This window comes from Streptomyces sp. NPDC055506, from assembly GCF_053643595.1.
On sequence record NZ_JBSHKH010000133.1, the window covers coordinates 1 to 22760 of the forward strand.

The 22760-nt window shown below is 71.6% G+C and carries 23 protein-coding genes and 2 pseudogenes; 14 read left to right on the forward strand and 11 right to left on the reverse strand.

What is annotated here, in order from left to right; genetic code table 11:
• On the reverse strand, positions 1-793 hold a 793-nt coding region (locus tag ACWIF2_RS33775), incomplete at its 3' end, for a sigma-70 family RNA polymerase sigma factor (RefSeq protein WP_454364700.1).
• Positions 794-894: 101 nt separating this feature from the next.
• On the opposite strand from ACWIF2_RS33775, the gene ACWIF2_RS33780 reads away from it, so the two are divergent.
• On the forward strand, positions 895-1269 hold the full coding sequence (locus ACWIF2_RS33780; protein ID WP_454364701.1) for a hypothetical protein: 375 nt from the start codon (positions 895-897) through the stop codon (positions 1267-1269).
• A gap of 30 nt (positions 1270-1299) precedes the next feature.
• Here the strand turns inward: ACWIF2_RS33780 and ACWIF2_RS33785 are convergent, their stop codons facing one another.
• The 3 genes from ACWIF2_RS33785 to ACWIF2_RS33795 form a co-directional block, all read right to left on the reverse strand.
• Positions 1300-2916, reverse strand: a complete 1617-nt coding sequence (locus ACWIF2_RS33785; RefSeq protein WP_454364702.1) for an MDR family MFS transporter — start codon at positions 2914-2916, stop codon at positions 1300-1302.
• Between the two features lie 75 nt (positions 2917-2991).
• Positions 2992-4200: a glycosyltransferase gene (locus tag ACWIF2_RS33790; RefSeq protein WP_454364703.1), complete on the reverse strand. Its 1209-nt coding sequence runs from the start codon at positions 4198-4200 to the stop codon at positions 2992-2994.
• Positions 4201-4283: 83 nt separating this feature from the next.
• Positions 4284-5606: a UDP-glucose dehydrogenase family protein gene (locus tag ACWIF2_RS33795; protein ID WP_454364704.1), complete on the reverse strand. Its 1323-nt coding sequence runs from the start codon at positions 5604-5606 to the stop codon at positions 4284-4286.
• Positions 5607-5886: 280 nt separating this feature from the next.
• Between ACWIF2_RS33795 and ACWIF2_RS33800 the strand changes: the two genes are divergently transcribed.
• Entirely contained in the window at positions 5887-6567 is a 681-nt protein-coding gene (locus ACWIF2_RS33800) for a TetR/AcrR family transcriptional regulator (protein WP_454364705.1), read from the forward strand.
• A 14-nt stretch (positions 6568-6581) separates the two neighbouring features.
• Here ACWIF2_RS33800 and ACWIF2_RS33805 read toward each other — a convergent pair.
• From ACWIF2_RS33805 to ACWIF2_RS33815, 3 genes and pseudogenes are all read right to left on the reverse strand, one after another.
• Positions 6582-6876 (reverse strand): annotated as a pseudogene (locus ACWIF2_RS33805) (hypothetical protein); the annotation flags it as partial.
• A 129-nt stretch (positions 6877-7005) separates the two neighbouring features.
• Positions 7006-8130, reverse strand: a complete 1125-nt coding sequence (locus ACWIF2_RS33810) for a sensor histidine kinase (RefSeq protein WP_454364706.1) — start codon at positions 8128-8130, stop codon at positions 7006-7008.
• Positions 8127-8798: a response regulator gene (locus tag ACWIF2_RS33815; protein ID WP_454364722.1), complete on the reverse strand. Its 672-nt coding sequence runs from the start codon at positions 8796-8798 to the stop codon at positions 8127-8129. Before ACWIF2_RS33815 ends, ACWIF2_RS33810 begins: the two co-directional genes overlap by 4 nt.
• Positions 8799-9008: 210 nt before the next feature.
• Here ACWIF2_RS33815 and ACWIF2_RS33820 point away from each other — a divergent pair, with 210 nt between their 5' ends.
• A complete protein-coding gene (locus ACWIF2_RS33820) occupies positions 9009-10235 on the forward strand; it encodes a DUF418 domain-containing protein (RefSeq protein ID WP_454364707.1) in 1227 nt (408 codons plus the stop codon).
• Positions 10236-10263: 28 nt separating this feature from the next.
• Here ACWIF2_RS33820 and ACWIF2_RS33825 read toward each other — a convergent pair whose 3' ends face one another.
• A complete protein-coding gene (locus ACWIF2_RS33825; RefSeq protein ID WP_454364708.1) occupies positions 10264-11271 on the reverse strand; it encodes a 2-hydroxyacid dehydrogenase in 1008 nt (335 codons plus the stop codon).
• Positions 11272-11362: 91 nt separating this feature from the next.
• A complete protein-coding gene (gene nac / locus ACWIF2_RS33830) occupies positions 11363-12280 on the reverse strand; it encodes a nitrogen assimilation transcriptional regulator NAC (protein WP_454364709.1) in 918 nt (305 codons plus the stop codon).
• Positions 12281-12547: 267 nt separating this feature from the next.
• Here nac and ACWIF2_RS33835 point away from each other — a divergent pair, with 267 nt between their 5' ends.
• From ACWIF2_RS33835 to ACWIF2_RS33865, 7 genes are all read left to right on the forward strand, one after another.
• A complete protein-coding gene (locus tag ACWIF2_RS33835) occupies positions 12548-13330 on the forward strand; it encodes a LamB/YcsF family protein (protein WP_454364710.1) in 783 nt (260 codons plus the stop codon).
• A 1-nt stretch (position 13331) separates the two neighbouring features.
• Positions 13332-14045 carry a 5-oxoprolinase subunit B family protein gene (locus ACWIF2_RS33840; protein WP_454364711.1) on the forward strand — a complete coding sequence of 238 codons (714 nt, stop codon included), beginning with the start codon at positions 13332-13334 and terminating at the stop codon, positions 14043-14045.
• Positions 14038-15024 (forward strand): 5-oxoprolinase subunit C family protein, encoded by a 987-nt coding sequence (locus ACWIF2_RS33845; RefSeq protein ID WP_454364712.1) that lies wholly within the window; start codon positions 14038-14040, stop codon positions 15022-15024. The genes ACWIF2_RS33840 and ACWIF2_RS33845 overlap by 8 nt, the downstream gene beginning before the upstream one ends.
• A gap of 89 nt (positions 15025-15113) precedes the next feature.
• Positions 15114-16424 carry an MFS transporter gene (locus ACWIF2_RS33850; RefSeq protein ID WP_454364713.1) on the forward strand — a complete coding sequence of 437 codons (1311 nt, stop codon included), beginning with the start codon at positions 15114-15116 and terminating at the stop codon, positions 16422-16424.
• Between the two features lie 51 nt (positions 16425-16475).
• Positions 16476-17219 carry an SDR family oxidoreductase gene (locus tag ACWIF2_RS33855; RefSeq protein ID WP_454364714.1) on the forward strand — a complete coding sequence of 248 codons (744 nt, stop codon included), beginning with the start codon at positions 16476-16478 and terminating at the stop codon, positions 17217-17219.
• A 4-nt stretch (positions 17220-17223) separates the two neighbouring features.
• Positions 17224-18435, forward strand: coding sequence for an aspartate transaminase (locus ACWIF2_RS33860; RefSeq protein ID WP_454364715.1), 1212 nt, complete (start codon positions 17224-17226; stop codon positions 18433-18435).
• Positions 18432-19106, forward strand: a complete 675-nt coding sequence (locus ACWIF2_RS33865; RefSeq protein WP_454364716.1) for a 4-carboxy-4-hydroxy-2-oxoadipate aldolase/oxaloacetate decarboxylase — start codon at positions 18432-18434, stop codon at positions 19104-19106. Before ACWIF2_RS33860 ends, ACWIF2_RS33865 begins: the two co-directional genes overlap by 4 nt.
• 19 nt (positions 19107-19125) lie before the next feature.
• Here ACWIF2_RS33865 and ACWIF2_RS33870 read toward each other — a convergent pair whose 3' ends face one another.
• Positions 19126-19575: an ATP-binding protein gene (locus tag ACWIF2_RS33870; RefSeq protein WP_454364717.1), complete on the reverse strand. Its 450-nt coding sequence runs from the start codon at positions 19573-19575 to the stop codon at positions 19126-19128.
• A 173-nt stretch (positions 19576-19748) separates the two neighbouring features.
• On the opposite strand from ACWIF2_RS33870, the gene ACWIF2_RS33875 reads away from it, so the two are divergent.
• The 4 genes and pseudogenes from ACWIF2_RS33875 to ACWIF2_RS33890 all read left to right on the forward strand — a co-directional run.
• On the forward strand, positions 19749-20114 hold the full coding sequence (locus ACWIF2_RS33875) for an STAS domain-containing protein (protein ID WP_454364718.1): 366 nt from the start codon (positions 19749-19751) through the stop codon (positions 20112-20114).
• The gene (locus tag ACWIF2_RS33880) at positions 20111-20677 is read left to right on the forward strand and encodes a hypothetical protein (protein WP_454364719.1); all 567 of its coding nucleotides are present in this window, start codon (positions 20111-20113) and stop codon (positions 20675-20677) included. Before ACWIF2_RS33875 ends, ACWIF2_RS33880 begins: the two co-directional genes overlap by 4 nt.
• A gap of 101 nt (positions 20678-20778) precedes the next feature.
• On the forward strand, positions 20779-21963 hold the full coding sequence (locus tag ACWIF2_RS33885) for a Rieske 2Fe-2S domain-containing protein (protein ID WP_454364720.1): 1185 nt from the start codon (positions 20779-20781) through the stop codon (positions 21961-21963).
• 18 nt (positions 21964-21981) lie between these two features.
• Positions 21982-22194 (forward strand): annotated as a pseudogene (locus ACWIF2_RS33890) (GntR family transcriptional regulator); the annotation flags it as partial.
• Positions 22195-22211: 17 nt separating this feature from the next.
• On the opposite strand, the gene ACWIF2_RS33895 reads toward ACWIF2_RS33890, so the two are convergent.
• A complete protein-coding gene (locus tag ACWIF2_RS33895) occupies positions 22212-22625 on the reverse strand; it encodes an SRPBCC family protein (protein WP_454364721.1) in 414 nt (137 codons plus the stop codon).
• Between the last annotated feature and the right edge of the window lie 135 nt (positions 22626-22760).

Here is a 22760-nt window from a genome sequence, read left to right on the forward strand (position 1 = left end):
GGGCCACCAGGCCCGGCACGCCGTTGACCGAACGCTCCAGGAGTTCGAGCCCGGGAGCCTTGTCGGCGATGGCGACCATGTACCGGGCGATGCGCGCGCCACCCTCGACCGGGCGCAGGACGGTGCCGACCATGCCGCCGCCGTCGGCGGTCATCACGGCGGCCGGGTCGAGGAGACCGACGAGGGCCGCGATGTCCTTCGTCTCCCATGCCTCTTTGACGTGCCTCACCACGTCGGCCCGGCCGGGCGCCGGCACCGGAGCACGCGTGACGTCCACCCGCCGGCGGGCGGAGGCGGCCAGCTGCTTGCAGGCCGCGGGGGTACGGCCGAGAACGCCGGCGATCTCGGCGAACGGGTACCGGAAGACGTCGTGCAGGACGAACGCCACCCGCTCGGCGGGCGTCATCGACTCCAGGACCACGAGGAAGGCCATGGCCACCGACTCGTCCAGGACGATCTGGTCGGCGGGGTCCGCGGGGTCGGCGCCGCCCGCGCGGTCCCACTCGGTGCGGTCGGGCAGCGGCTCGGGCAGCCACGCGCCGACATAGCGTTCACGGCGGGCCCGTGCCGAGCCGAGCAGGTCCAGGCAGATGCGGCCGGTCACCGTCGTCAGCCAGGCGCCGGGGGACAGGATCTCCTCCTGCCGGCTCTGTGACAGCCCGTACCAGCGCGCGTATGCGTCCTGTACGGCGTCCTCCGCTTCGGCCACCGAACCGAGCAACCGGTAAGCGACGTTGATCAGTCGGCGTCGCTCGCCGGCTATTTCAGCCGTCCTCGTCCCGACACTCCCCATGCCCCCGGCCGCCCCCTCGCCTTACCTTTCGCGGGCCCGCGTCGTCGAGCCGGTGAGACCTTATCGATCTACCGCCCGACGGCGGGAAAAGGGGACTGGACATGGCCACTCAGGTGACGGCAGCGGCGAACGCCCGGCGCACCTCCTCGTTCCTGCGGATCGCGATCGCCCTGCAGACCCTCACCATCTTCCTCCAGGCGGTCTCGGCCGGACTGCTGCTGACTTCGTCCTACGGGGCGATGCTGCATGACGTCGGATCCCGGGTGATGTACGGGGCGTCGATGCTGTACGTGCTCGCGGCGGTGCTGACGTGGAAGCCGGGCGGCGGCTCGCCCCGGCCCGTGCTGCACGCCACGGGCTTCCTCGCACTCGCCTCGGTCCAGGTCGTGGTCGGCATCGCGCACATCCCGTCGGTCCATCTCCCCCTGGGCGTCCTGATGTTCGGGCTGAGCCTGCTGGCGCTGGCCCGGCGCTGAGGTCCGGCGCCGGGCGCACCCGGTCACCGGCTACTCGTCGGACAGCGTGAGGTCGGGAACCCGCCAGGCCGCGATCACGAAGGCGACCAGGGACACCGCGGCACCCGTGAGGAAGACCAGGCGCATGGAGGCGACATAGCCCTCAAGGAACGGCAGGGCCGCGCTCGGGTCGAGGGCGCGCAGGAACGCGGAGTCCTCCAGGTCGACGCCGCCGTCGGGACGCAGCACTCCGGTCAGGGCATGCGCGTTGTCGGGCTGGGCCAGCAGCCGGCGGTAGGCCGGGTCGTGGCGGGCCTCGGCCAGCCGGTCGGCGATGCTGCCGGCCGCCGTGGTGAACAGGACCGACAGGAACGCGGCGGTGCCGACCGTGCCGCCGTTGGAGCGGAAGAAGTTGACCGACGCCGTCGCCGCGCCCATGTCCGTACGGGGCACCTCGCACTGCGCGAGCGTGGTGAGCGTCTGCATCGACGCGCCGAGCCCCGCGCCCATCAAAGCCATGCCGAGCGCCGGGTGCCACAGCGGGCTGTCCGCCCATAGCGTCGCGAAGACGAGCATCGCCGCGGTGAACGAGCCGACACCGGCGACGAGATGCACCTTGAACCGGCCCGTCCGGGCGATCATCCGGCCCGTCACCAGCGTCACCGCGAGGTTCGCGGCGACCGTGGGCAGGGTGGCCAGGCCCGCCGCGATGGGACTCATACCGCGGACCAGCTGCAAGTAGAGCGGCAGCGTCGTCATCGCGCCGAACATGCCGATGCCGACGACGAAGTGCAGCCCGACCCCCAGCCGGAAGGTCCGGATGCGGAACAGCCGCGGCGGCAGCAGCGCGGCGTCGCCCGTCCGCCGCTCGACCACCAGGAACACGGCCAGACCCGCCACACCGATCGCGTACATCGACAGGGCCAGAGGCGAGTCCCACCCCCAGGTACGGCCCTGCTCCGCGACGGTCAGCAGCGGCACGATGCCCACGGCCAGGGCGAGCGCCCCGGCGTAGTCGAGCCGGTGCCGCACCCGCCGGTGCGGGAAGCGCAGCACCCGCATGATCGTCACCGCGGCCGCTGCGGCGAGCGGCACGTTGATCAGGAAGATCCACCGCCAGCCGGCGATGCCGAGCAGCTCGGCCCGGTCCGCGAACGCACCGCCCACCAGCGGGCCGACGATGCTGGCGCCGCCGAACACGGCCATGAAGTAGCCCTGGTAGCGGCCCCTTTCCCGCGGGGAGGTGATGTCGGCGATGATCGTCATCGCCAGCGACATCAGCCCGCCGCCACCGAGCCCCTGAACGGCGCGGAACGCCGCGAGCTCATAGATGGACGTGGCACAGCCGCACAGCAGTGAGCCGACGGTGAACAGGGCGATCGCGGCGAGGTAGACGGGCCTGCGGCCGTGGATGTCGGAGAGCTTGCCGTAGAGCGGCGTCGCGAGGGTGGCGCTGATGAGATACGCGGTCGTCACCCACGCCTGGGCCGTCAGCCCGTGCAGGTCGTCGGCGATGGTCCGCAGCGCGGACGAGACCACCGTCTGGTCCAGCGCCCCCAGGAACATGCCGAGGACCAGCCCGGACATGACGGTGGTGATCTGCCGGTGACTGAGCCGCGGGGGTATGTCCCCGGACGCGCCCTGTTCTTGGGTGTCGGAGAAGGTCACGTGTCGTCCTTGGGGTGGGGCGGGTACGGGCCGCCCGGGGGTTCCGGAGCGGCCCGTACCCGGGGAACCGGGCGGTCAGCCGGCGATCTTCGCCAGGTCACCGACCGCCTGGTCGACCTCGGGCAGCGTCAGCATCGCCAGCTGGGCCGACCGGGCCCGCGCCCGGGGCCCGGGATCGGCGAGGAGCCCCCGGCACGCCTCGGCGATGCCGGCCGCGCCGCGGTCCGTGATGTGACGGCCGAGCCCCAGCTCCGCCACCCGGTCCGCGTTGGCGGGCTGGTCCCCGAAGTGCGGCAGCACCGCCAGCGGGGTGCCGGTGCGCATGGCCTCGCGGATGCTGTTGAAGCCGCCGTGCGTGACGAACACGTCGACCGACTCCAGCAGCAGCGGCTGCGGCACCCGCTCGGTGACATGGACGTGCCCGGGCAGGCCCTCGGTGTCCACCGGAATCCCGGACGTCGACACGACGACCGTGCAGTCGTCCAGCTGGGCCGCCGCCCCCACGATCGCCTCCAGGCTCTCCGTGGGGTCCGGCAGCTTCACGGGCAGAGAGGTCTCCCGGTCCGCCATGCGCTCCCGCAGCACCGGCAGGGCGGTGCCGATCGCCGCGTACACCAGCGGCCGGTCCGTGGGCAGCCGGGCGAGCCAGTCCGGCAGCACGCCGCCCCGCTCGACGTCCACCGTCTGCCGGTAGGCCCACGCCTCGCGCAGATGCCGGGCGAAGGAGAAGCCGGACGGTACGTAGTCCACACGGCCGTGCGGAACGAGGGACAGCGGATCCTCCCGCACGGGCAGCCCCAGCTCCTCGCGCCGCTCGTTCAGCCTCGGCAGCACCTCGCCGGGGTCCAGGATGTTGCTGAACCCCGAGGGCGTGGGCAACTGCGGTACGCCCAGCAGTTCGGCGGTCAGCACCGCGCCCATGTCCATGCCGTCCCGCAGGATCACATCCGGCCGGAAGTCCTTGGCGAGGGGCAGCAGGACGTCCAGGTGCGGCTTGACTCCCGGCCCGGCCAGGTGCCGCATCAGCAGCCGGGTCAGTGCGTCCGTCGGCTCCGTGAGGTCGGCGGTCTCCTGGAGCTCGGCGAGGTACGGCCCCATCGCGGCGAGCGGATCGAACTCCGGCAGAGCGGCGTTCACCTGGACGTCGTCGTCACGGAAGACGGGCGCGAGGGCTTCGGTGGTGACCACCAGCACCTGGTGCCCGGCCTTGGAGAGGGCGCGCAGCAGCGGCAGTTGAGCACGGCCGTGGGAGGGACTGCCGAGCGTGGTGCACAGAACCCGCATGGGGGGTGAGCCTTTCTCTCGGGATTGGTTCGGTGGCAGGGAGGAGTGGGCAAAGGTGCGGCGCGGGCCGCCCCGCCCGGGTGTCACGCCACTCGCGTCGGCGCGTCGGCGCGCCCGATGCCCCGCCGGCTCAGTCCGGCCCGCGCGAGGCGGTCCGCGTCCAGCAGGTTGCGGAAGTCGTGCACCTCGTGGCCCGTCATGCGCGCGGCGATCGCCGCCCAGTCGAGGTCGCGCAGCTCCGGCCACTCGGTGAGGACGAGACAGGCCGCCGCCCCCTCCGCCGCCCGCACCGGGTCGTCGGAGAGCTCCAGCAGATCGCTCAGGTCGGGCCGCTCCTCGCGCAACGCCGGGTCGTACGCGGTGAGTTCGGCGCCCCGCTCGCGCAGCAGCCGGGCGATGGAGAGCGCGGGCGAGTCGCGCAGGTCGGAGGTGCCGGCCTTGAAGGTCAGCCCGTACAGGGCGAGCCGTACGCCGTGCAGCGAACCGTCCTCGGCGCGACCGCAGGCGGCGGCGACCCGGTCGACGAGCTGCCGCTGATGGGCGACGTTGGTCTCGATGGTGGCGCGCAGCAGGGGGAAGTCGACCCCGGCCAGATCGCACACGGTCAGCAGGGCGTGGGTGTCCTTGGGCAGACAGGAACCGCCCCAGCCGGGCCCAGGACGCAGGAACGCGGAGCCGATGCGCGGGTCCCGGCCTATGCCCTCGGTGACATCGGCGATGTCGGCGCCGAAGCGTTCGCAGACGGTGGCGAGGTTGTTGGCGAAGGACAGCTTCATCGCGAGGAAGAAGTTCGCCGCGTACTTGGTCAGTTCGGCGCTGGCGGCGTCGGTGAGCACCAGCGGCGCGTCCAGTTCGGCGTACAGCTCGGCCACGCGCCGGGCGGTGTCCCGGTCGTCGGCGCCGATGACGATCCGGTCGGGGTGCAAGAAGTCCTGGACGGCGCGGCCCTCGCGCAGGAACTCCGGGTTGCTCACCACGGCCACGTCGTCCCGGCCGAGCAGCGCGGCCACCCGTTCGCACGTACCGACGGGCACCGTCGACTTGTTGACGACGACACAGCCCGGCGGCAGTACGTCGCGGATCTGCGCGGCCACGGCCTCCACCGCGGCGAGATCGGCGGCGCCGCCCGCCCCCATGGGCGTGGGCAGGCACAGGAACACCACCTCCGCCTCGGCCACGGCGGCCGCGGTGTCGCCCGTGAATTCGAGCCGGGCCGCGTCCAGGGCGTCCCGGACGGTCTCGGCAAGACCGGGCTCCAGGATGTCCACCCTGGCCTCGCGCAGCCGCTCGACCTTGTGCGGGTCGGCGTCCGCGCACACCACGGAGTGCCCGAGTGAGGCCAGACAGGCGCCGGTTGTCAGTCCGACGTAGCCGGTTCCGATGACGGCGACGCGTCGAGCAGGCACAGAAGATCACCTTTTCCGGTCGGTGGGGGGTGCCCGGGTGCGCCGGCTTCGGGAGGTGCGCCGTCGCGTCCTGCGGGCAGACCTGGAAGGGCCGACTCCGTCGTACGGCCCGGGAACAGCGAGGACTCAAGTCACCAATCGTTGACCTGAGTCAGGTATGTCATGCGGCGAGAACGCAAGTCAACGAGTGATGACATCGGTCGGTGACTTTGAGACAGGTGCCGCAGACTGGAACATGGGCGGATGGCCGAGGGGCCGTGGAACCACGGAGGTGCGGTACGTGACCGGAGCACACAAGGGCGAGACGTCGAAGGCGGAGGCCTGCCGGCGCACGCACAAACGCTCGGCGTCGGGAACGCGTACCGCGCTGCGGGCGGCCGCGGCCTTCCGCTTCGGCAAGTACGGCTACGAGGGCACCAGCGTGCGCGACATCGCGGGCGACGTCGGTGTGGACGCGGCCCTCGTCTACCGCTACTTCGGCTCGAAAGAGGCGCTGTTCAACGACGTGTCGGGTACGGGCAAGATATTCGAGCCGCTGCTGGACGAACCGGTCGAGGCGATACCCGACTGGTTCTGCGCGCTGCTCATGGGGCCGCCGAGGGAGGGCGACTTCCCGCATCCGGTGCTGTCCGTGCTGCGCTCTTCCGGCCGGGACGAGGCGGTGGCGCGGCTGCGGGCGGACTTCACGGAGGTGTTCTCCCAGCGCCTGGCCGCCCGGCTCGGCGGCCCCGACGCGGATCTGCGGGCGGAACTCCTGGCGGCCTGGATGCTCGGCACCAGCCTGATGCGAACGGAGATCCGCCCGCCCGCCTTGGCCTCGGTGCCGGACGCCACACTGGAGCGCTACCTCCGAGCGGGCATCGAGGTGCTGCTGGGCCCGGGGCCGGGGGACGGCGCGGGGACGGCCGGAGCCGGAGACGAAGGTCCCTGCATCGGCGACAACTGCCCCGACGCCGGGTGAGGCATGGGACCTCGGACGGTGGCCTGGGGCCGGGCCGGGGTGAGGTAGCACCCGGCGGTCCCCGTGGCGTGCGGAGTGAGCAGGTCCAGCAGCCGGTCGGCCGCGGGCCAGAGGACATCGCCGTCACGCTCGGCGTGGGGGGTTTCCAGGACGAAGGCCACGTGGGTGGAGTCCTCGGCGACGCGGGTGCGGTGGGCGTCGCGGTGGTTCCAGTGCCGCGTCAGGAACCCCGGCGGCGTCCGCGTAGATGATCTCGCCGGGCTTGGGGTGCTCGACGGTGTCGGGTTCGCCGGGCGGGGTGAAGGATTCGAAGTCGGCGGGCGGCAAGTTCGACCCCGACGAATAGGCGCAGCTGTTCGTCGACGCGGGCGCCAGGTTCAAGCTGCTGGTGGCGATGCACCACGCGTACAACGCCTGCACGCGCTGGGTCCTGGACCGTCAGCCCGGGTCGGCCGGGATCCGCAGGCTCACCTCGTAACCCCCGTCGGAGGTGGGGCCCGACGCGAAGGTGCCGTCGAGGAGTTCGGCGCGCTCCTTGAGGCCGACGAGGCCCTGACGGGACCCGGGCAGCGGCAGGGAGGGCCGGGTGGGGGGCGTGTTGGTGACGGTCACACCGAAGGCCTCGCCGTCGTCGGCAGACCAGAGCCGTACGGTCGCGGTGGCGCCGGGTGCGTGCTTGCGCACATTGGTGAGGGCTTCCTGCACGGTGCGGTACACGGCGCGCTGGGCGGGCGTGCCGACGTCGGGCGGGAGTTCGCCGAGCAGTTCGCTGTCGATGCCACAGGTCACCAGGAGCTTGCGCAGGTCGGCGAGGGTGGGCTGCGGGGTGAGTTCGGTGGCGTGCCCGCCCGAGGCCCTGAGCAGGGTGACCATGTGGCGCAGTTCGTCGAGGGTGTCGACGCTGAGGGAGCGGATGGTGCGGGCGCCTTCCTTGAAGTCCGGTTCCGTGGCGGCGACCTGGAGGGCACCGGCCTGCACGGCGATCAGGCTGACCTGATGGGAGACGACGTCGTGCATCTCGCGGGCGAGCTGGGCGCGCTCGCGGGCGAGGACGGCCTGGGAGTGCAACAGTCGCTCGTGCTCGCGTGCCTCCTCGATCTCGACGAGACGACGGGCCAGGTCCCGCCGCGCCTGGACCAGTTGGCCCAGCAGGACGGGCGCGGCGGCCGTGGCGAGCGTGTAGAAGAAGTAGACGAGGGTCCAGGTGTGGTCGCGCGAGGTGAAATCGTCCAGGGGCCAGGGCGCGGCCGATGCCAGGGCGAACAGCAGGGCGCACACGACGAGCAGACGGCGGTCGCGGGACCGTTCCGCCAGCGTGAACAGAGCGGCGAACGGGGCGAAGACGATTTCCAGCATAAGGCTGGCCGGAAGGGTGCACGCGAACACCGCGAGCGGGAAGCGGCGGCGGAACACGAGCGCGGCACAGCCCGCGGCGGCCACCACCGTCGCCAGGCGGGAATCCTCGTCCAGGTTGATCCAGACGTCCCCGGCCGCGATCGCCACTATGACGACGTCGAGGACCGGTTCCGGGACGCGCGCCCACCACGCACGGCGAGTTGTCATCGCCCGGACCCCGAACGCCGTCGCCCGTCGAGCAGCCCAGCCCGCTGCGCGAGCAGCGCGGCCTGCACCCGGCTGCCGACCCGCAGCTTGGTCAGGATCGCGCTGACGTGATCCTTCACCGTGCCCGCGCTGAGGTGGACGCGGGCACCGATCTCGGTGTTGGACAGTCCCTCCGCGATCAGTACGAGCACCTCGCGCTCGCGCTCGGTGAGTCGTCCCACGCGTGCTGCCTCGGCGTCGTCGGCCGCCGCGGCCCCCGGATGGCTCTGCCACACGGCGCGGGAGGCCTTCGGCGACATCACGATGCCGCCCGCGGCCAGGGTCCGTACCAGCTGGGCGAGTTGGTCGGGCTCGGTGTCCTTGAGCAGGAATCCGGCCGCTCCGGAGCGCAACGCGGTGAGAACGTACTCGTCCGCGTCGAACGTCGTCAGCATGGCCACCACCGGCGGCTTCGGCAGGGCGCGCACCTCCCGCAGCACGGTCAGTCCGTCGACGTCCGGCATCCGGATGTCCAGCAGCACGACGTCCGGCCGCTCCCGCCGGACACTGTCGACGGCCTCCGCGCCCGCCGTGGCCGCGACGACCTCGATGTCGTCCGCAGCGCCCAGGATCAGCTTGAAGCCGGACCGCACGAGCGCCTCGTCGTCCACCACCACTACCCGGATCACGCGTGCTCCGCCTCGTCGCCCCTGTGCGTACGCCTCCGGCCGCACGGCGGTGCCGATCGGCACCGGTCCCACCGTAGAACGAGAAATGCCGTGTGCGGTGGTGCGGCGGGACGCTCCCGCCACTCGGGGGGCGCGGACCCGCCGCCCGGCGGGGCCGGACCGGACACGTGCCGGATACTCCCGGCTCAGGCCGCTCCAGAGCCTGGAGAAATGACCCAGAACGCAGACGACACGGCGCTCGTGGCGCCGCCCGCCGCCCGGTTGGAAACCACCGAGAGGGGACGTGCCCCGACGGGACGCCTGATCGGAGTGGACCTCGCCCGGGGGCTCGCGGTCTTCGGGATGTACGCGGCCCACCTCGGCCCCGACCCCTCCGAGGGCGGAGCGACCGGCTTCCTCATGGAGCTGACGCACGGCCGCGCCTCCGCGCTGTTCGCCTTCCTGGCGGGCTTCTCGATCATGTTGATCACCGGCCGCCGTACCCCGAAGACCGGCCGGGCGGGCCGTCAGGCGGTCGCCAAGGTCGTGATCCGGGCACTGGTTCTGCTGGCCCTGGGCACCGCGCTCACGCTCACCGATACGCCGGTCGAGGTGATCCTCGCCTTCTACGGCCTCTACTTCCTGCTGGTGCTGCCGCTGTACAGGCTCAGCGCCCGCCCGCTGGCGATCATCGCCGCCGCCGGTGCCCTGGTCCTTCCCCAGGTGCTGTACGTCGTCCAGGGCGCCCTGAACTCCGGCGAGAACGGCGGTCCCGGCGGCATCTGGGCCTGGCCCGCGGACGCCGACGGCATCGTCTCGCTGCTGTTCACCGGCACCTACCCCGCGCTGACCTGGATCCCCTTCGTCATCGCCGGCATGGCCGTGGCCCGCCTGGACCTGGCCGCCACCGCCGTACGCATACGCCTGGCCGTAACCGGCGTCGCCCTGGCTCTGCTCGGGTACGGCGGCTCCTGGCTGGCCCTGCACCTGGTGCCCGGAGTCCTGCCGGCGCTCAACGCCTCCGCCTGGGGCGAGGGTGGTTCGGCCGCGTCTGCCTGGTGGTCCGACACCTGGGGCTACTCGAGTGGCGACACCGCTGCCGCCCTCCTCGTGGCCTCCCCGCACAGCGAGACCACCCTGTCGGTCATCGCCAACGCCGGTGTGGCGATCGCGGTCCTCGTCGGCTGTCTCGCGGCGGTGGATGCCTTCCCGCGCTTCCACCGGCTCGCCCGACCGGTGATCGCGGTCGGCACGATGTCCCTGACCGCGTACGTCTTCCACATCGTCGGCATCCGGTTCCTCGGCATCGAGGAACTCCCCGGCTCAGCGCCGCACGTGCTGCTCGGCTTCATCGCGGCCGTTACCGTTTTCGCGACGCTGTGGTCCCGCTTCTTCCGGCGAGGCCCCTTGGAGTGGCTGCTCGGCAAGGCCACGAGGCCGGCCGAACTCGTCCGCTGAGCCGGCCGGCAACCGTGGGAGGGTCGTCTCAAGCGCGAACTCCGGCGCTGTCGGCCGGGGCGCCGGGCACCGCCCGGGTGCCCGGCAGTGGGGTGCGGGCGGGGCGGTCGGCCAGGACGTCGAGGATGTTGTCGACCGCCAGGTCGACCATGGCGGCCCGGGTGGCCTCGGTGGCCGAGCCGATGTGGGGGAGTGTGACCACGTTCGGCTCGGCGACCAGCGGCGACAACTCCGTTCCCATCGGCTCGCGTTCGAAGACGTCGAGTCCGGCGGAGTGCAGCCGCCCCTCCCGGACGGCGTGCAGCAGGGCCTCCTCGTCGACGACACCACCGCGGGAGGTGCTGACCAGCGTGGCCGTGGGCTTCATCGCGGCCAGTTCGCGGGCGGAGATGAGGTGCCGCGTCTCCTCGGTGAGCGGGACGTGCAGCGACACGATGTCGGACTCCGCCAGCAGCGTGGACAGTTCCACCGAGGCCGACAGGTCGTCGTCGGGGGCGTAGGGGTCGTGGTGGAGCACGCGCATGCCGAAGCCGTGGGCCCGGCGGGCCACCGCGCGGCCGATCTGGCCGTAGCCGACCAGGCCGAGGGTCGCGCCGTGGATGTCCAGACCGAGGTAGTCGTGCATCCGGAACAGCCCCCAGGAGCCCGACGCCAGGCTCGCCCCGGCGGTACCGATCCGCCGGCGGGCGGCGAGGATCAGGGCGAAGGTGAGGTCGGCGGTGGTCTCCGCGAGCACGCGCGGAGTGTGGGTGACGACGATGCCGCGCTCGGCGGCGGCGGCCCGGTCGACGTTGTCGAAGCCCATGCTTGCCAGCGCGATGACCCGCAGGGAGGGGCCGGCGGCGTCCATCAGCGCGCCGTCCACCGGGTCATTGCCCAGGGCGAGGATTCCGCTGACTCCGGGTGCGAGCGCCGCGAGGTCCGAGGGGCCGGGCTTGCCGTCACCGGGCCAGGCCACTGAATCCGCTGCCCCGGCCAAACGGTCAAGGCCGTTGCCGGGCAGGTTTCCACGGGTGGTGAGCACACGCTTCTTCATTCATGTCTCCAGGGCAGCGATTTTCGCAGAAAACTAGCTGCGACCGCCACCGGAAACAAATAGAGGTTTTGTGTGACGCTATTGCGGTTCCTTATTCTTCGTGTGGTGTCTCGTCAAAGGCCGTGATGAGATCGAGGAACAGGTCGTGCACCGCGAGGGCGGGTTCCGAGAGGGGCTGGTTGTCCGAGGTCACCAGGGACAGCTTCACCTGGATCACGGGATGCACGATGCGGCGCACCGACAGGGAGCGGACGTCGAGGATGGCGCGCGCGGCCGACCAGGGCAGGACGGTGGCGCCGAGACCCGCGTCCACGGCGTTGACGAGCGTCAGCGCGGACTCGACCTCGCCCGCCACGTTCGGCAGGAGCGAGGCCTGCTGGAAGGCTGCGTCCACCACCTGCCGGATCGTGTGGATGCGGCTGGGCAGCAGCAGCGGCACGTCCTTGAGCTCGTCCAGGTCCACCTCGCCCGTCCCGCGCGGGGCCGTGTCCCCGGGGGCGCCGATCAGGAACAGGTCCTCCGTCCGCAACGGCTCGAACTGCACACCCCGCAGCGGGCCGGCCCCGTAGATGAACGCCATGTCCATCCGCCCGGTCATGATGGCCTCGCTGATCACCCCGCCGAAGTTCTCGTTGACGTGCAGCAGGATGTCCGGGTAGCGCTCACGCACGCTCTTCAGCAGCGGCAGCGCGAGCGCCGCGCCCAGGCTGTACGGGGCGAGACCTACGGACACGCTGCCGGCGGGAGCCCGGCCGGAGACCTCCACGGCGGCGTGCGCGAGGTCCACCTGCCTCAGGATCAGCTGGGCGTGCCGGTACAGCGCCCGGCCCGCCTCGGTCGGGGCCACCCCGCGTTTGCTGCGGATCAGCAGCTGCTGCCCGAACTGCGCCTCCAGCGCGGACAGCTGCTGGCTGAGCGCGGGCTGGGCGATGTGCAGGATGTCGGCCGCGCGCGTGATGCTCCCCGCGTCAATGATCTTGATGAACGAGTACAGACGCCTGGTGTCCATGCGGGGCCTTCCACGGGGAGCGGAGCCTCATCGTAGGGAGGGCCCACCTCGAAGCACACCCCCGAGAGAGGCCGGGGGTGTGAGGCAGGTCATAACGGTTCGCGATAACGCCAGATCGAACGCATATTGGCGGTCGAGCGAGCAGGGGATTAAGTTGAGCGGAACATCCAGCCAGGATGCATTTCGGGAAATCACGAGACGTGATCGCATTCCCCTTCGTCGCATTGTCCTTGCGTTGTCCTTCCCCATATTCTCCCGGAGGACGTCATGACCCCCATGGTTGATCTCGTCGCCGATCTCGGCGAGGGATTCGGCGCCTACACAATGGGCGACGACAAAGCCCTCCTGGAAATGCTGACGTCCGCGAATGTCGCCTGCGGATTCCACGCCGGTGACCCCCGCATCATGGACGCCACCGTCCGGACCTGCGTGGCGAACCGGGTGGCCGTGGGCGCCCACCCGAGCTTTCCCGACCTGGTCGGCTTCGGACGCCGCGCGATGGACCTCACGCCCGAGGAGGTTCGCACCGACATGCTGTACCAGATCGGAGCCCTCCAGGCGTTCGCCGTCGCGCACGGCACCCGCGTGCAGCACATCGCCCCGCATGGACGCCTGGGCAACCTGGTCGCCGTACGCGCCGACTACGCCCGTGCCGTCGTGGACGCCGTCGCCTCCCTCGACGAGTCGCTGATCGTCCTCGCGCAGGACGGTGAACTCGCCGACGCCGCCCGGGCCCGCGGACTGCGCGTGGGCATCGTCGGCATCGCCGACCGCGCCTACCGCGACGACGGAACCCTCGTCCCCCGCTCAGAGCCCGGAGCGGTCATCCACGACCCGGACGAGGTGGCCCGGCGGACCCTGCGCATGGTCACCGAGGGAGTCGTCCGCAGCGCCGACGGCAAGGACATCCAGGTCGCCTGCGACACCGTCCTGCTGCACGGCGACAGCCCCGGCGCGATCGCGCTGGCCGGCCGCATCCGCGCGGAACTCCTCGCCGCCGGCGTCGAGATCACCTCTCTCGACAAGGTGCTGAGCGGGACGGGCGCCTGACATGAACGGCAACATCACGATCACGGACTGCGGTGACTCCGCCCTGACCGCCAGGGCCGTGGGCCTGGACGCCGAGGACGCCTGGCGGCTCGTCCACGCCCTGGCCGACGCCCTGGACGCGGTCCGGCTCACCGGAGTCCACGACGTGGTGCCCACCTACGACTCCCTGCTCGTGGAGTTCGACTGCACCGGCACCGACCACGACACCGTCCGGCGGATCGTGGCGCACGAGGCCGCCCGCCTCGGCCCGGACCCCGCACCGGCGGCACCGTCACGACGCTTCGTCGTGCCCGTCGTCTACGGCGGCGAGCACGGGCCCGACCTGCCCGAGGTCGCCCGCCAACTCGGCGTGACCGAGAGCGAGGTCGTCGCCCTCCACTCCGGAAGCGACCTCACCGTGCGCTGCCTCGGCGCGCCCGCCGGGGCGCCGATGACGGACGGCCCGCCCTTCCCGAAACCCGTGCCGCGGCTGGCGTCGCCCCGTACCCACGTCGATCCCGGCTCGATCGCCGTCGCCGGACGGCAGGCCGTCATCTGCCCGATGCCCTCGCCCGGCGGCTGGCCGCTCCTCGGACGCACCCCCGTGCGCGTCCTCGACCCGCACAGCGACCCGATCACCGCCTACCGGCCCGGGGACACCTTCCGCTTCGTGCCCATCACCCCCGACGAGTGGGACGACCACGCCGGCACCTCCCTGGCGGCCTGCCATGGCTGACACCCTCACGATCCGCACCCCCGGCATCGTCACCGTGCAGGACCTCGGCCGGGTCGGCCGCTCCCGCTACGGTCTGCCCGCCGGCGGAGCCGCCGACCAGCACTCGGCGCGCGTCGCCAACGTCCTGTGCGGCAACGACGACCGCGCCCCGCTGCTGGAGATCACTGCACTGGATTTCGCGTGCGTGCCCTCCGCCGACATCCTCGTCGCCGTGACCGGCGCCCCCGCCGACGTGACCGTCGCGGGCGGCGTCCGCCCCCAGTGGGAACCGGTCTCCGTGTGCGCGGGCGAGACCCTTCGCGTCACCGGCATCCGCCAGGGCCTGCGCGTCTACCTGGCCGTGCTCGGCTCGTTCGAGGCCGACTACCTCCAGGGCAGTTGCGCTCCCGACACCATCCTGGGCTTCGGCCCCGCCCTGAGCAGCGGCGACGAACTCGTGCTGCGCTCGGCCTGCCCGCCCCTCGACCACCCCTTCTCACGGATCCCGCTGTTCCGTCTGAACGCCCCCGTCCCCCCGTTCCCCGCCACCTGGACGATCGACGTCACCGACGGCCCCGACCGGGCCGAGTTCGCAGACACCGCGAGCCGGCTGTTCGACGCCCCCTTCACCGTCAGCCCGCGCAGCAACCACATCGGCCTGCGACTGCAGGGCGACGTACCCCGCCGCGTCACCCAGGGCGAGATCCTCTCCCGCGGTGTCCCCATCGGCGCCGTCGAAGTGCCGGCGGGTGACGAACTCCTCGTGCTGCACCGCGGCCGCGGCGTCACGGCCGGCTACCCCGTCCTGGCCGTCGTCACCGCCACCGGTCTGTCCGCCCTGGGGCAGGTGCGCCCCGGGCAGACCCTCCGCTTCCGCCACCGCACCCTCGACCAGGCGGTCACCGCCCACCGCGCCCAGCGGGGCGCCGTCGACGCACTGCGCACCCGCGTCCGCACCGCCTTCGACGCCCTGCGCATCCGCGCCCCCGACCCGGCCTGACACCCGGTCACCTCCCCAGCCGTCCCCGTCGCCCGCCCGCACGGAGCCCCCGCCCCTCGTCCCCAGCCCGCCGCAAGACAGGAGACGCCATGACCACCATGGCCGCTCAGCCAGTCCCCAACACCGTCGACCCCAGAACAGCCCGGAAGGTCACCCTCGCGGGATGCGTCGGCATCTTCGCCGAGCTCTACGACAACGGCATCTTCGGCTTCATGGCCGGAACGCTCGCCGCCGTCTTCTTCCCCGGCTCCGACGACGCCATCATGCTCGTCTTCCTCGGGTACGCCGTCTCCTTCTTCTTCCGCCCCCTCGGCGGCATCATCTGCGGACACCTCGGCGACCGCATGGGGCGCCAGCGGATGCTGGTCTTCGTCATCATGCTGATCAGCGTCGCCACCGCGGCCATCGGCATCCTGCCCACCTACGCGAGCATCGGCATCGCGGCGCCGATCCTGCTGATCCTGCTGCGCGTCGCCCAGGGCTTCTCCGTCGGCGGCGAGGCCTCGGGCGCGATGAGCTTCCTCGCCGAGCACGCCCCGGAAGGCAAGCGCGGCCTCTACACCAGCTACGCGCAGATCGCATCCTTCCTCTCCCTGCTCACCGGCACGCTGGTCGCCGCCGCCATGACCAGCGGACTCGGCGACGAGCGCATGGAGTCCTGGGGCTGGCGCATACCGTTCCTGCTCGCCGTGCCGCTCGGCATCACCGGCATCTACATCCGCAAGCGGATCAGCGACACGCCCAACTTCAACCGCCTGAAGGAACAGGGCGGCCTGTCCAAGAACCCCCTGAAGGAGGCGTTCACCTCCGCCGAGCACCGCCGCGCCATGCTGCTGGCCCTGTTCATCCCCCTGATGAACGGCTCCGGGTACTACGTCCTGTTCAGCTACATGCCCACCTTCATGAGCAGCGAGCTCGACTTCGGCAAGGTCCAGGGGCTGCTCGTCACCGCCTCCAGCCTGGTCGCGATCTGTATCGCCATCCCCTTCATGGGCCGTCTCTCCGACCGGATCGGACGCAAGAAGGTCATCGCAGGCTCGGCGATCGCCATGGCCGTCGTCGGCATCCCCTGTTACCTGCTGATCGGCACCGGCAACCTCGCCCTCGCCGTCATCGGCGCCTGTCTCATGGCCGTCGTGTTCGCCGGGCACACCGGCGTCATCCACATCCTGCTCGTGGAACTGTTCCCCACCCGGGTGCGCTACTCCGCCTACGGCCTGGGCTACAACGTCTCCTCCGCGCTCTTCGGCGGCACGGCCCCGCTGCTCATGACCTACCTCATCGCCCGGACGGGCAACGTCAACATGCCGGCCTTCTACGCCGTCGTCACCGCCCTCGGCACCCTCATCGCCGTGTCCCGGGTGAAGGACCGCGCCCATCTGCCCCTGCGCGACGCCTGACAGACCCCCGCACCCGCACCGCACCCCCCACTCCCCAAGGAGCACAGCAGCATGCCCATCTCCGACTACAGGACGGCCCTCGTCACCGGAGCGTCGACCGGCATCGGAGCCGTGGTCGTCGAGCGACTCACCAAGCGCGGCCTAGAGGTTCACGCGGTGGCGCGCAACGCCGAACGGCTCGACGCCCTCGCCCGCGACACCGGTTGCGTCCCACACACCGTCGACATCACCGACACCGAGGCACTCACCGCCGCACTGGACGGCCTGGAGATCGACGTTCTCGTCAACAACGCGGGTGTCTCGCGCACCGGCAACATCCTGACCGCCGACGAGTTCGCCGTCGACGAGCAGGTCGCCGTCAACATCCAGGCCGTCCTGCACCTGGTCCGGCTGCTCATGCCCGGCATGGTCGAGCGCGACCTCGGCCACATCGTCAACATCAGCTCCATCGCCGGCGTCTACAACTTCGGCGGCAACACCATCTACCACGCCACCAAGGCCGCCGTGCACACCCTCTCCCGCCAGCTGCGGGTCGACGGCTACGGCCGCCGGGTCCGGGTCACCGAGATCTGCCCGGGGCGCGTGGAGACGGAGATCTTCGGCCGTCTGCTCGGCGACATGGAGGAGGCCCAGCGGCGCTTCTACGACGGCTACGAGTCCCTCAAGCCCGAGGACATCGCCGACTCCATCGAGTTCGCCGTCGACTCGCCCCGGCACGTCAACATCGGGCACATCGAGATCCTGCCCACCTTCCAGGTCCCCGGCGGCCTCAACTTCGAGCGCAGGGAGGGCTGATCACATGGACACGGCAGAACGGGTACGCCGTATCAAGCCCTCGCCCAGCACCGCGGCCGCCCAGCGCGTGCGCGAACTCAAGAGCCAGGGCCACACCATCCTCGACCTGACCGTGGGCGAGCCCGACTTCGACACCCCCGGCCACGTCAAGGCAGCGGCGATCGCGGCCATCGAGGCGGGCGAGACCAAGTACACCCCCGTGAACGGCACGCCGCGCCTGCGCGCCGCGATCACCGGCAAGCTCCGTGAGCGCCACGGGCTGGAGTGCACCGACGCGCGGATCGCGGTCGGCGGGGGAGCCAAGCAGGTCATCTTCCTCGCCCTGATGGCCACCCTGGACGAAGGGGACGAGGTCATCGTCCCCGCCCCGTACTGGGTGTCCTATCCGGACATGGTCCGCGCGAACGACGGCACCCCCGTCGTCGTCGACTGCGCCGAGGCGGACGGCTTCAAGCTCACCCCGGCGCGGCTCGGTGCGGCGATCACCCCGCGCACCCGCTGGGTCGTCCTCAACACCCCCGGCAACCCGACCGGATCCGCCTACACCACCGCCGAACTGCGGGCGCTCGCCCAGGTGCTGCTGGACCATCCGCAGGTGCGCGTCCTCACCGACGAGATCTACGACGAGATCTGGTACCGCGAGGAGGACGCCCCGTCCCTGGCCGCCGTCGAACCCCGCCTGGCCGAGCGGGTGTTCCTCACCAACGGCGTCTCCAAGACCTACGCGATGACCGGCTGGCGCATCGGCTACGGCGTGGGCCCGGCGGACCTGGTGACCGCGATCAACACACTGCAGTCCCAGACCTCCTCCTGCCCCTCCTCCGTGAGCCAGGCCGCAGCCGCCGCCGCGCTCACCGGACCGCAGGACTTCGTCCGCGAGACCGTGCGCGTCTACCGCGCACGCCGTGACGCCACGGTGAAGCTCATCAACGACATTCCCGGTCTCAGCTGCACCGTCCCCGACGGCGGCTTCTACCTCCTGGTCAACTGCCAGGACTTGATCGGGCGGTTCACCCCCTCGGGCAGCCGGATCGGGAGCGACGAGGACTTCGCCCGCCACCTCCTCGACAGCGGGCAGGTAGCGGTGATCCACGGAGCCGCGTACGGCGCGCCCGGCTACTTCCGCATCTCGTTCGCCACGTCGACGGACGTGCTCACCGAGGCATGCGCGGCCATCACCGCCGCCTGCACCACTCTGTCCGAGAGGCCGTCATGATCCGCGTCAGCACCAAATTCGACCGCCCCGCCCCGGAACTCGTCGAACGCCTCGCCGCCTACTCCTCGGCCACCATCCATGAAGCCCAGAGCCGGCTCGGCGCCCTCGACTCGACCATCAAGCCGGTCGACCACCGCATGTCCCTGTGCGGCCCCGCCTTCACGGTCCAGTGCGCCCCCCGCGACAACCTGATGCTGCAGACCGCCATCGCCTACGCCCGCCCCGGGGACGTCATCGTGGTCTCCGCAGGCGCCTACGAGGAGGCGGGCTCCTTCGGGGACGTCCTCGCCAACGCCTGCCAGTCCAAGGGACTCGGCGGCCTGATCACCGACACGGGCGTCCGGGACACCGAGGACCTGCGCGCCCTGGGATTCCCCGTCTTCTCCCGCAGCATCTCCATCAAGGGCACGGTCAAGGAGACCGTGGGGCCGATGTGCGAACCCGTCACCGTCGGCGGCGTGCTCGTCCGCCCCGGTGATGTGATGCGGGCCGACGCCGACGGCGTGGTCGTGGTCCGCCGCGAGGCGGCGGCCGAGGTGGCCGCCGCCTCACAGCAGCGAGTCGACACCGAGGCCGACTACATCGCCGCGTACCGCGCGGGCAGGACCGTCATCGACATCTGCGGGCTCGAGCCGCTGCTCGCGGCGAAGGGGCTGGTGATCGAGGAGTAGCGGCGAGGGAGGGTGCGGGTCAGGGCCTCGTGTCCGTCAGGGAGATGCGGGCGGTGATGCGCTTGCCGACGGGCTGCCGCTCGATGTCGAGGTCCTGGGCGACGGCCTTGACGATCTCCAAGCCGTGCTGGCCGATACGGTCGGGGTCGGCGGCCCGGGCCGCGGGCATGGCCGGGTCGCTGTCCCATACGACGACCTCCACCGCGGCGCCGGAGACGCGCAGTTCCATGAGGACGGGACCCGGGGCGTACTTACGGGAGTTGGTGACCAGCTCGCTCACGACCAGCTGGGTCAGGTCCATGGCACGCGGGGAGACGTCCAGGCCGCGCTCGTCCCGGAGCCGGGTGAGGAAGTCGAGCGCGTGGTGGCGGGCCTGCGCGATGCAGCCGTCGTCACCGCCCAGGGCATAGCCGACCTGGGTCGGGCGGGCGCCGGGCTCAGTACGGTCCCCGTCGGGTTGCGGCTCCAACAGCATCGTCCTTCTACTCCCCGTTCACGCGCGTGCGTGTACCCCTCACTTTGTCATGCATGCCACGGGCGTGTTGTTCGGCACAGTCGATTGGATGCGTCCGGCCTGGAGAGTGCGGCACAATCGTCGGCACAGACGTTGCACGGGGCAGCCCAGGCGCAGTTGAGGAGACGGTGACCGACAACCAGGGGACGGGCCGGCCGGACCGGCTCTCCATCGAACACTCCACCGTCGACGGCATCCGCGTCGTGACCCTGCGCGGCGAGATCGACCACGGAGTCAAGGACGCACTGCAGCACGCCCTGCTGGCCCGGGACGGCGACGGCGAGGCACCCCGGATCGTGGCGGACCTCAGCGGGGTGACCTTCATCGACTCCAGCGGCATCAACGTCTTCATCCACACCCACCAGCGTGCCGACGCCGCACAGGGATGGCTGCGTCTGGCCGGGATCCGGGGACCGGTGATGCGGGTCGTCCAGCTCGTCGGTCTGGACGCCGTCGTCGCCTGCCACCCCACGGTCGACGAAGCCCTGACGTGAGCGGACCGGGCCGGCCGACGGCCGTGCTGGTCCTCGTCGCGGTCCTGACCCTCACCGCCTGCGGTGATCTGCACGCCTCGGGCGCGACGCCCGGCGCCACTCCCAGCAGTGCCGCTGGAGCCTCGCCGTACGTGGAGCCCGGCGCCGGTGACGGGGCCCCGCACTACAACGAGAACAACGGCCACCGTCGTCCCGGGGAGATGTCTCCGGCCCACGCGAAGGACGCCGAGCGGGAGGCCGATCGCATCAGGCCGGTCCTCGAACGGCTGTGGAAGCGGCGGACGTGGGATCCCGCGACGGTGCGCGAGGCCCTGCTCCGGCTCGGCTACGAGGAGGAGCGCGTCACCCGGGACGGCAAGTGGCTCGGCGGGACGCTCACCGTCACCGGGATGTCCTCACGCTGGAAAGGCGACGGGTACGTGACACCCGAGGGGGCACGAGTCGCCCTGCGCGTTCACGACGACGCCTGCGTCACCGCGTTCGTGCAGAAGACGAACTTCGCGGCGGTCGCCAACGGCCCGTACCCGGAGACCGGCTGCTTCGCACCGCCCTTCGCCCACTGACACGGAACTCACCCGTCCGCACCCGCTGAGCAAGGCGTGGCCGGGGCACGCCGTTCAGGATGGAGGAGCCCGGGACAGGCGTGTGCGTGCGAGGGAGAGGCATGACCGAGACCGACAGGGCCAGGAGCTTCCCCGCCGAGGACGGAAGCGGCCGGCCCTCGCCGCACCCCGACCCGGGTGCCGGCACGGCCGACCTGCGGCGCGTCGGCGCGCACCCCGATTTCTGGTACCCGGTGGCACTGTCCCGCGGCGTCCGGAGCAAGCGGGTGGTGGCGACCGCCTTCGCGGGCGAGCGCATCGCGCTCTACCGCGGGGAGAGCGGCGCCGTGCACGCCCTGGAGGACCGGTGCGCGCACCGGCAGGTGCCGCTGAGCATGGGCGTCGTGGAGGGCGACACCCTCCGCTGCTGCTACCACGCCTGGGCCTATCGCGGCGACGGCCGCATCTCGCAGATCCCGTACCTGTCCCGCGACGACGGCCGGCCGCCGCGCGGCGTGCGCGGCTACCCCGTCCGCGAGGCCTACGGCTTGGTGTTCGTGTTCCCGGGCGACCCGGACAAGGCGGCCGGCACCGCCCTGCCCGAACTGCCGGCCTTCGGCTCACCGCGCTACAAGACCATGACCTACTCCCGGACCGTGCGCTGCCACTACTCGTTCATGCACGAGAACCTGCTCGACATGAACCACCAGTTCCTCCACCGGGGCGTCGTCGGCAAGCTCCACCCCGAACTGCTGGAACACCGCACCGACGCGCGGTCGGTGGAGGCCCGCTACCTGTTCACCCACGCCGGGGGGAAACGGAACCGCGGCGCCAGCCTGCTGGCCGCCGAGGGCATCAGGGGCAGCGACTCCAGCGACCTCATGACCATCCGCACCGCATACCCGTACCAGACGCTCGACCTCGTCCCGGAGAACGCCGAGCGTCCGGCCTTCCGCCTCTGGGCCGCCTATGTGCCCGAGGACGCCGAGCAGCGCGTCTGCCACACCTACGGCCTGCTGATGATCGAGAAGCCCCGGGTGCCCGGCGCGCTTCAGCTGGCCTGGCCGTTCATCAGGCGCTTCACGGAGCGCGTGTTCGCCGAGGACCGCATGGCCGTCGAAGCCGAGCAGCGAGCCTGGGATGAGCAGGGCGAGGACCGCAATCACGAGGTGTTCTCCCTGATCCTGGACGTCCGCGAGGTGCTGCGTTCCAACGGCGTCCCCATCCGGCCCCGGGCCGCCGTGTGCGGCACCGCCAAGGCGTGCGACGGCAGGGCATCGGCGTTCGGCGCTCACCCGGCGGGCTGACGGAAGAACTGGCCGCCCGTGCGACGATCTCCGCGTACCCCACGACTAGGCCCCGGCGCCCCCGTCCGTTCCGGCATCCCGGAGCACGGCCGCGTCCCGAAGTACTACGCGGTCAAGGCTCGGATCGACCGGCTCGTCGAGGAGTTGGGGGAGGGCGGATCGCTGCCCACCGAGCGTGATCTCGCCGAGCGGTACGAGGTGGCCCGCGAGACCGTCCGGCACGCCACCCGTGGGCGCGCGTGCGTCGGTCAGCCGGCCGGGTGGTCGACGCGCAGCCGCACCTGTTCCTCCAGCCGTTCGAGGCTGGTGTCCAGCGCGTCGCCGACGGCCCGCTCGCCGGGATCGTGGCCGGCGTCGAAGAACGACAGGTGCACCGTCACCTCACTGGCTCCGCTGCCGAGGCCGGCGACCTGGAGCCACCCCGCGTAGCTTCCCTGGTCCCGGGTGCCCCACTCGATCCGCATCTGGTCGCGCCGGGCGCGCAGCAGGGCGGAGGTGTCCTCGTCCGTGCGGTCCTCGTGCACCGTGACGGCGGGCAGTTCCTCGGCCCGCACATGCAGGGCTTCCGGCAGCCAGGTGTCGAGGCGTCCGACGTTCGCCGCCTCGTCGAAGACATGCTCGGGCTGTGCGGGCATCGTGCGTGAACGCTCGTACTCGGTCATCGCGGTACCTGCCTCGGCTCGGGGGCGTACAGCGCACCGCGTTCCCGGCCTGTCCGGCCCCAACCGCGAAAGGCCCCGCCCGCACGCTGCGGGCGGGGCCTTTCAGGCCGGTCAGAACTTGGGCTGGGGTGACTG

Bases quoted from the DNA above. Each gene is read 5' to 3' on its own strand.
- ACWIF2_RS33780 (WP_454364701.1), top strand. From the start codon at position 895: ATGGCCACTCAGGTGACGGCAGCGGCGAACGCCCGGCGCACCTCCTCG.
- ACWIF2_RS33790 (WP_454364703.1), bottom strand. From the start codon at position 4,200: ATGCGGGTTCTGTGCACCACGCTCGGCAGTCCCTCCCACGGCCGTGCT.
- ACWIF2_RS33810 (WP_454364706.1), bottom strand. From the start codon at position 8,130: ATGACAACTCGCCGTGCGTGGTGGGCGCGCGTCCCGGAACCGGTCCTC.
- ACWIF2_RS33820 (WP_454364707.1), top strand. From the start codon at position 9,009: ATGACCCAGAACGCAGACGACACGGCGCTCGTGGCGCCGCCCGCCGCC.
- ACWIF2_RS33825 (WP_454364708.1), bottom strand. From the start codon at position 11,271: ATGAAGAAGCGTGTGCTCACCACCCGTGGAAACCTGCCCGGCAACGGC.
- nac (WP_454364709.1), bottom strand. From the start codon at position 12,280: ATGGACACCAGGCGTCTGTACTCGTTCATCAAGATCATTGACGCGGGG.
- ACWIF2_RS33835 (WP_454364710.1), top strand. From the start codon at position 12,548: ATGACCCCCATGGTTGATCTCGTCGCCGATCTCGGCGAGGGATTCGGC.
- ACWIF2_RS33840 (WP_454364711.1), top strand. From the start codon at position 13,332: ATGAACGGCAACATCACGATCACGGACTGCGGTGACTCCGCCCTGACC.
- ACWIF2_RS33845 (WP_454364712.1), top strand. From the start codon at position 14,038: ATGGCTGACACCCTCACGATCCGCACCCCCGGCATCGTCACCGTGCAG.
- ACWIF2_RS33850 (WP_454364713.1), top strand. From the start codon at position 15,114: ATGACCACCATGGCCGCTCAGCCAGTCCCCAACACCGTCGACCCCAGA.
- ACWIF2_RS33855 (WP_454364714.1), top strand. From the start codon at position 16,476: ATGCCCATCTCCGACTACAGGACGGCCCTCGTCACCGGAGCGTCGACC.
- ACWIF2_RS33860 (WP_454364715.1), top strand. From the start codon at position 17,224: ATGGACACGGCAGAACGGGTACGCCGTATCAAGCCCTCGCCCAGCACC.
- ACWIF2_RS33865 (WP_454364716.1), top strand. From the start codon at position 18,432: ATGATCCGCGTCAGCACCAAATTCGACCGCCCCGCCCCGGAACTCGTC.
- ACWIF2_RS33885 (WP_454364720.1), top strand. From the start codon at position 20,779: ATGACCGAGACCGACAGGGCCAGGAGCTTCCCCGCCGAGGACGGAAGC.
- ACWIF2_RS33895 (WP_454364721.1), bottom strand. From the start codon at position 22,625: ATGACCGAGTACGAGCGTTCACGCACGATGCCCGCACAGCCCGAGCAT.